This is a genomic window from Endozoicomonas sp. YOMI1 (assembly GCF_024606345.1).
Taxonomy (GTDB): Bacteria; Pseudomonadota; Gammaproteobacteria; order Pseudomonadales; family Endozoicomonadaceae; genus Endozoicomonas.
In genome coordinates this window covers 1-6,449 of record NZ_JAHHPM010000346.1, presented here as the reverse complement: position 1 = coordinate 6,449, position 6,449 = coordinate 1, and the positions used below count along the sequence as shown (strand labels likewise).

Below are 6,449 nucleotides of genomic sequence, written 5' to 3'. Positions count from 1 at the left end.
CCCATCTGCAGGATGGCGACATCCTGTTAGGTGATGCGAATTTTGAGAACTACTTCCTGTTGGCTTTGTTGTTACAAGCCAAGGCTGACGTGGTTTTCGAGAAAAATGGTGCCCGCCATATTGATTTCCGGAAATGCGATCACAAGTTGGGTAGCAAGGATGGATTATTCAAATTAACAAGACCAGTCCGACCTGAGTGGATGAGTCAGGAGCTTTATGATCAGATGCCTGCAGAGCTGGTAATCCGTGCTGTCAAGAACAAACGTCGCACCATCATCACCACTTTATTGGATGCTGATGAGTATCCCCGGACAGAGATCATTGCGTTGTATCTGAAACGCTGGCACGTCGAGATTGATTTTGATGTCATCAAAACGACCATGAAAATGGATATGCTGCGCTGTAAAAGTCCGGAAATGGTGAGAAAAGAAATATCCATCAACTTTCTGGTATACAACCTAATACGGGCACTGATGGGAAAAACAGCAAAGCACATTGACAAGACTCCACGAGAATTGAGCTTTAAAACGGCCCAGGAAACGCTGGTGTCATTCCTTCAGACGTTGCTGGGTGCATCGGGTGACTGGCTGGAACAGAAAATCGTTAATATGTTGGACATCATAGGACAGCATATTGTTGGAAATCGACCTGGTCGGTCGGAGCCAAGGGCCGTTAAGAAGCGGCCAAAACCGCATAAAAGGCTCCAGCATTCAAGGTCGCAGGCACGCAGACTCAAGAAATACCAAGGGAAGTGAGCTTAAGTCAGTGCCATTGGGGTAAGCGCTTATTTGAGGACGTCTTCAAAAACCAACCTTTGACTGCCACGCTTTCACCTGTTTCAAATACAGGAGCGAGCCATGCATCAAAACACATCGAATCGCCGCACTTCTTCACAGTGGCAAAACCTGATCAACCAGCAGCAGGAAAGTGGTGTCAGTCAAAAAGCCTTTTGCGAATTAAATGATATTTGCCTGTCCACATTCACGCTCTGGAAACGTAAATTAACCCAGGCCACTGTTAAATCTGCTCAGCCAGAGCACGGCCCTGAATGGCATCAACTACCAACCGGCTTTGATGATCCTGTTCCAGATCCGTCAAAGTGGGATATGGAACTCGAATTGCCTGGTGGCGTCATCCTCCGCATGCGACGCTGACCATGTTTTTTCCGGAATCACAGGTCCGGGTCTGGTTGTATAACCGCCCCACCGATATGAGAAAGTCATTCAATGGACTGGCAGCTCTGGCCAAGAACGTGCTTGAAGAGAATCCATTAAGTGGGCAGCTGTTCGTCTTTATCAACCGCCGCCGTAATCAATGCAAAGTGCTTTATTTTGAACCAGGAGGCTACTGCATCTGGAGTAAACGTCTGGAGCAGGGGCAATTTCATCCTAACCCTGATCATACAGCCAAGCAGTTACTCGCATTAACGGATCTGAAAATGATCATTGATGGCATTGATACCCGATCAGTCCGTTACCATAAGCGCTATGAAAAACCTGATTCATCAACCAGCAAAAGTACCAAATAGCGTCTACAGTCAAGTGCTATGACATTGCCCGTTCCTGTCAATCAGCTCTCCCACCTGCAACTGCTCCAGCAGTCGCAGGCGCTGTTGCAGGAACAGACATCGGTTGCCGAATCCCTGAAACAGGAAATCGCATCCCTAAAACATCAGTTGGACTGGTTTAAGCAACAGTTGTTTGGTGAAAAGTCTGAAAAGCGATTGATCGATAACCCGAATCAATTAGCGCTTGGCGAGTTCCTCAAAGACGTTGAATCTCCGCAGCCACCAGAAACGGAAACCATTACCTACGAACGCCGAAAAAAACAGCGGTCTGATGATTGTGTCACAGATCAGGGGTTACGCTTCACCGATGGTGTTCCGGTTGAACTGATTCATATCCCGGCACCTGAAATGCAGGGTGAAGACGCCGACCAGTATGAAATCATTGATCACAAATATACTCATCGCCTGGCGCAGCGTCCGGGTAGTTACGTCATCCTGAAATACCAGCGTGATGTCGTTCGTCATAGAGCAGACCAGACCCTGAGCACAGCAGCAGCCCCCTCCGGCCTGTTTGATCGCAGCTTTGCCGATGTCAGTTTTATTGCCGGCATGCTGGTTGAGAAATACCGTTACCATCTGCCTCTTTACCGTCAGCACCAGAGACTAAGAGACTGGAAGCTAGCGGCATCACCGTCAGTCGCGGGACGCTGACCAACCTGGAGCAGCGGGCTGGTGATTTGTTGCGGCCCGTTGCCAGTGTAGTATTGGACAGCTGTCTTGAAAGTCAGACACTGGCGTTGGATGAAACGCCAACCAAAGCAGGGTTGAAATCCAAAGGCAAAATGAAGAAAGGCTACTTCTGGTGCTTCTATGGTGACCAGGATGAAATAGCTTTTATCTACTCCAACAGCCGCTCCTGCGATGTGATTGAGCCTTATCTGAAAGAATTTGAAGGGGTATTGCTCACGGATGGTTACCCCGGTTACGACAGCCTCTGCTCTAAATACCCAAAGATTACGCATGCCGAATGCTGGACACACAGCCGACGCTACTTCGTCAAAGCCGAAAAAGTGGAGCCCGAAGCCACCAAAGAAGCACTGAAACAAATCGGCGCGCTGTACAAGGTTGAAGATGACATCCGTCGTCAAGAATTAGAAGGCGATACACTGCGTGACTATCGCCAACTCAAAGCCAAACCTCTGGTTGACCAGTTCTTTGAATGGAACCGGGAGCAACTTCGTCGGCTGGATCTGGTTCCCACCAATCCTCTGAGCAAAGCACTCGGCTATGTTCACAAACGGGAAACAGAGCTGCAGGTTTACCTGAACGACCCAACGGTAGCGATTGACACGAATCATCTTGAACGTGGCCTACGTTGCATCCCGATGGGCAGGAAGAACTGGATGTTCTGCTGGACAGAAGAAAGGTGCGGGCAATGTTGCCGTGTTCCAGACGTTGATCACCAGCTGCCTGCTGGCGGGAATCGATCCCTACAAATACCTGGTTGATGTGCTGCAACGTATCAGCCTCCACCCGGCCCGTGATATCAGGGAACTGATACCTCGATTCTGGAAAGAGAAATTCGGAGCCAATCCATTAAAAGCCGATTTCGACAAGTAGGGGGAGTCTGCCCCCTGCTTGAACGCTTACGGCGGGGGAAAGACCGTCGGCTCCCCTGAACGGGGAACCGACCTACGGTTTACAAAGCGGCTCATCCCCTGCCAGAGTAGTTGATCTCTATTTTTTGGCGATTTCAGTTTTCTTAATGTCTACCCTAAGAATGGCTGTACACAGTCAGCACCTTAGATTTTTTGTTGATTTAAATACCAAGTCATTGCCTCATCAACTCCATCTTTAATCCTATGAGACGGGCAGTATTTAAGTAACTTTTTACTTTTGTTAATATTTGCCTGCGAATGACGTACATCACCCTTGCGAAAATTTCTGTATTCTGGTTCGACTAAAACGATCTCTGGGTGTGTTCGCAATAACTTCTCTTTTATAACGTTGAATAAGTCATTCAGAGTAGTGCGGTCACCTACTGCAACATTAAATATATTATCTTTCGCTTCCTCATCTGCCTTTGCAGCAAGAATGTTGGCTTGAACCGCATTTTCGATATAACAGAAATCCCGGCTGGTTTCGCCATCTCCATTAATATAAACCTTTTCACCTTTAATCAGAGCCGCTGCCCATTTTGGAATAACAGCAGCATAGGCTCCCTCAGGGTCTTGTCGTTTTCCAAATATGTTAAAGTAACGTAGGCCAATTGTTTTGAAACCATATGTTTTGGCAAAAACACCGGCATACAGCTCATTCACATACTTGGTCACCGCATACGGCGACAATGGGTTACCAATGTTTTCTTCTACTTTTGGTAATGCTGAATGATCACCATAAGTAGAGCTTGAGGCGGCATAAGTAAAACTTTGAACTTTCGCATCTCTGGCCGCCACTAACATATTTAAAAACCCTGTTATATTGGCAACGTTAGTGGCAATTGGGTCATTAATTGATCGAGGCACTGAACCCAATGCAGCTTGATGAAGTACATAGTCCACATCTTTGCATACTTTATGACAATCACCTAAGTTACAAATATCACCCTGAATAAAAGTAAACCGTTGCCATTGATCAGAAGTAACCAACATTTTAACTTCTTCCAAGTTATGCTGATATCCGGTGATAAAATTATCTAGCCCAACTACTTTCTGATTAAGATTTAGTAAAGTTTCTAAAAGATTTGAACCGATAAACCCGGCAACACCAGTAATCAGCCAAGTTCTCGGATGTTCTCGAAGTTCATTTTTGACTGTTTCGTATTTCATAAAAGAAGTTTGTTCAATTTTAGTCACCGTTTACCCCGGATTAAAATGATTACATATTATTTTTTAATCTGAAAGGTATCAACGATCCTACCTTAGGAAATAGTTGTTTCCAGACCAAGTACGTGGAATCACGGTAAAGGCAATTAAATATTACAATCGGCCATCAACGGTATCAGGTGGTAGAATATATTTAATATCATAAACAACGCACCCCTCCCGACCGAGGTTACGAATGGTTTCCGGCCCCATTGCTTTAAACTTTTTATGCCCTACCGCCAAAACGATAGCTTCGTATTTACCTGTATCAGGTTCTTGTATAGGCGTGATTCCGTATTCATGCTCAGCCTCTATAGGATTAACCCAAGGATCAAAAATTTCAACATTTGCGCCGTACTCACGGAATTCTTCAACCATATCGATAACACGGGTATTTCGCAAATCTGGACAATCTTCTTTAAAGGTCAGCCCCATAATCAATATATTGGAATCTTCTATATGAATACGCCTTTTGATCATCATTTTAACGACCTGAGAAACAACATATTGCCCCATACCATCATTAATACGCCGTCCCGCAAGAATAACTTCAGGATGATAGCCAATTTCCTTAGCTTTGTGTGTAAGATAATAAGGGTCTACACCAATGCAATGACCACCGACCAATCCGGGTCGAAATGGTAAAAAGTTCCATTTGGTACCTGCTGCCAACAAAACTTCTTCGGTATCAATATTCAAGCGATTGAAAATTACAGCCAACTCATTTATCAATGCAATATTCAAGTCACGCTGGGTGTTTTCAATAACCTTTGCTGCTTCTGCCACCTTAATACTGCTGGCTTTATGAGACCCTGCAGTGATAATGGAGCTATAGAGACTATCCACATAATCAGCAACTTCAGGGGTTGAACCTGACGTTACTTTTTTTATGGTAGTTACCCGATGTTTCTTATCCCCTGGATTAATACGCTCTGGGCTGTAACCAGCAAAGAAGTCTTCGTTAAAAACAAGGCCTGATTCTTTTTCAATAAGTGGAATACAGTCCTCTTCAGTTGCTCCTGGATAAACAGTGGATTCGTAAATAATGATATCATCCTTACCAATAACTTTACCGAGCATTTCACTTGCTTTTATCAGTGGAGCAAGATCGGGTCTTTTATGCTGATCAATTGGAGTGGGCACAGTTACAATATATATACAAGCTTGCTTGAGATCTTCCAGTTGACTGCAAAAGGTAAGATCACAAACTTCTGAAAGTTCTTGGTCACTAACTTCTTGCGTGCTGTCATGACCTGCAAGCAATTCTTCAACTCGGCTTTGATTGATATCAAAGCCGATAGTCTTATACTGCTTCCCAAATTCAACTGCAAGAGGTAGGCCGACATAACCCAAACCTATAACAGCAAGAATAGGATCTTTATTAAAAAGCATTCAGTTAATCCTGTAAGTAGTCTAAATATTGAAAACGGATATTTCTCAGCTTCTATGCCAGAGCTAATGGGGAAGTCTCCTCAAAAGCAAGCTGTGGACTACTTATATTGCTAAATAAGTAGTTGACCATTTGAAATCATATAAACTGTCTAATCGATCAGACATTAAAGTCAATACCAGCAGAACCTTTAATTTTGTACTACTGTTTGCTTAAATTTTCAGCCTGTTGTGCCCCCATGAAGTTCGTCTCTGCCATCACTGATAAAGCCATTATCACAACATTACAACATGCTTGGCGCCTTGGCTCTACGCCTTATCTCAGAGAAAGGGCCCATGCTATTCTGTTAAGTCATCGCGGCTATTCTCTTGAGCAAATTGCCGATGTTTTTGGAACTCAATATCAGACTATTTCAAGCTGGATAGATCATTGGGAGGACTATGGCATTCGGGGCCTGTATAAAAGTCATGGCGGCGGTGTTACTGCACGGGAAATTCATGAAGACCCACAGCCCGCCAGTACCTGGGAGAGGTAGTGGGTACTCATGGCAGCCTTCCTCTGCTTTCGCTTCAGGCTCGCTTTGAACGTCGTTGTATTATTCAATAAATTAACTGCAATGTGTCGATAAACTGTTCTTAAGGTAGACATTAAGCCCCACCCACCGCACAAAGGCCTAATCTTGTACGCC

General features: G+C 44.8%; 9 protein-coding genes and 1 pseudogene. 7 read left to right on the top strand and 3 right to left on the bottom strand.

Annotation, left to right across the window (positions count from 1 at the left end; all coding sequences use genetic code 11):
- From KDK15_RS12470 to KDK15_RS12445, 6 genes are all read left to right on the top strand, one after another.
- Window positions 1-755: transposase (locus KDK15_RS12470; RefSeq protein WP_257295687.1), on the top strand; the 755-nt coding region annotated here is incomplete at its 5' end.
- A 102-nt stretch (window positions 756-857) separates the two neighbouring features.
- Window positions 858-1,154 (top strand): hypothetical protein, encoded by a 297-nt coding sequence (locus tag KDK15_RS12465; protein WP_257295686.1) that lies wholly within the window; start codon window positions 858-860, stop codon window positions 1,152-1,154.
- Between the two features lie 2 nt (window positions 1,155-1,156).
- Window positions 1,157-1,528: an IS66 family insertion sequence element accessory protein TnpB gene (tnpB, locus tag KDK15_RS12460; RefSeq protein ID WP_257295685.1), complete on the top strand. Its 372-nt coding sequence runs from the start codon at window positions 1,157-1,159 to the stop codon at window positions 1,526-1,528.
- An 18-nt stretch (window positions 1,529-1,546) separates the two neighbouring features.
- Window positions 1,547-2,218, top strand: coding sequence for a transposase (locus KDK15_RS12455; protein WP_257295684.1), 672 nt, complete (start codon window positions 1,547-1,549; stop codon window positions 2,216-2,218).
- The gene (locus KDK15_RS12450) at window positions 2,131-3,015 is read left to right on the top strand and encodes an IS66 family transposase (RefSeq protein WP_373691370.1); all 885 of its coding nucleotides are present in this window, start codon (window positions 2,131-2,133) and stop codon (window positions 3,013-3,015) included. The genes KDK15_RS12455 and KDK15_RS12450 overlap by 88 nt, the downstream gene beginning before the upstream one ends.
- Entirely contained in the window at window positions 2,951-3,127 is a 177-nt protein-coding gene (locus tag KDK15_RS12445) for a transposase domain-containing protein (RefSeq protein WP_257295683.1), read from the top strand. Before KDK15_RS12450 ends, KDK15_RS12445 begins: the two co-directional genes overlap by 65 nt.
- A gap of 182 nt (window positions 3,128-3,309) precedes the next feature.
- On the opposite strand, the gene KDK15_RS12440 is transcribed toward KDK15_RS12445, so the two are convergent.
- Window positions 3,310-4,362, bottom strand: a complete 1,053-nt coding sequence (locus KDK15_RS12440) for an NAD-dependent epimerase/dehydratase family protein (RefSeq protein ID WP_373691369.1) — start codon at window positions 4,360-4,362, stop codon at window positions 3,310-3,312.
- A gap of 123 nt (window positions 4,363-4,485) precedes the next feature.
- Window positions 4,486-5,763 (bottom strand): Vi polysaccharide biosynthesis UDP-N-acetylglucosamine C-6 dehydrogenase TviB, encoded by a 1,278-nt coding sequence (tviB, locus tag KDK15_RS12435; protein ID WP_257295682.1) that lies wholly within the window; start codon window positions 5,761-5,763, stop codon window positions 4,486-4,488.
- A 236-nt stretch (window positions 5,764-5,999) separates the two neighbouring features.
- On the opposite strand from tviB, the gene KDK15_RS12430 reads away from it, so the two are divergent.
- Complete coding sequence (locus tag KDK15_RS12430) at window positions 6,000-6,296, top strand: helix-turn-helix domain-containing protein (RefSeq protein ID WP_257295681.1); 297 nt, start codon at window positions 6,000-6,002, stop codon at window positions 6,294-6,296.
- Here the strand turns inward: KDK15_RS12430 and KDK15_RS12425 are convergent.
- A pseudogene (locus tag KDK15_RS12425) lies at window positions 6,257-6,385 on the bottom strand (ISAs1 family transposase); the annotation flags it as partial. The gene KDK15_RS12430 and the pseudogene KDK15_RS12425 overlap by 40 nt on opposite strands.
- Between the last annotated feature and the right edge of the window lie 64 nt (window positions 6,386-6,449).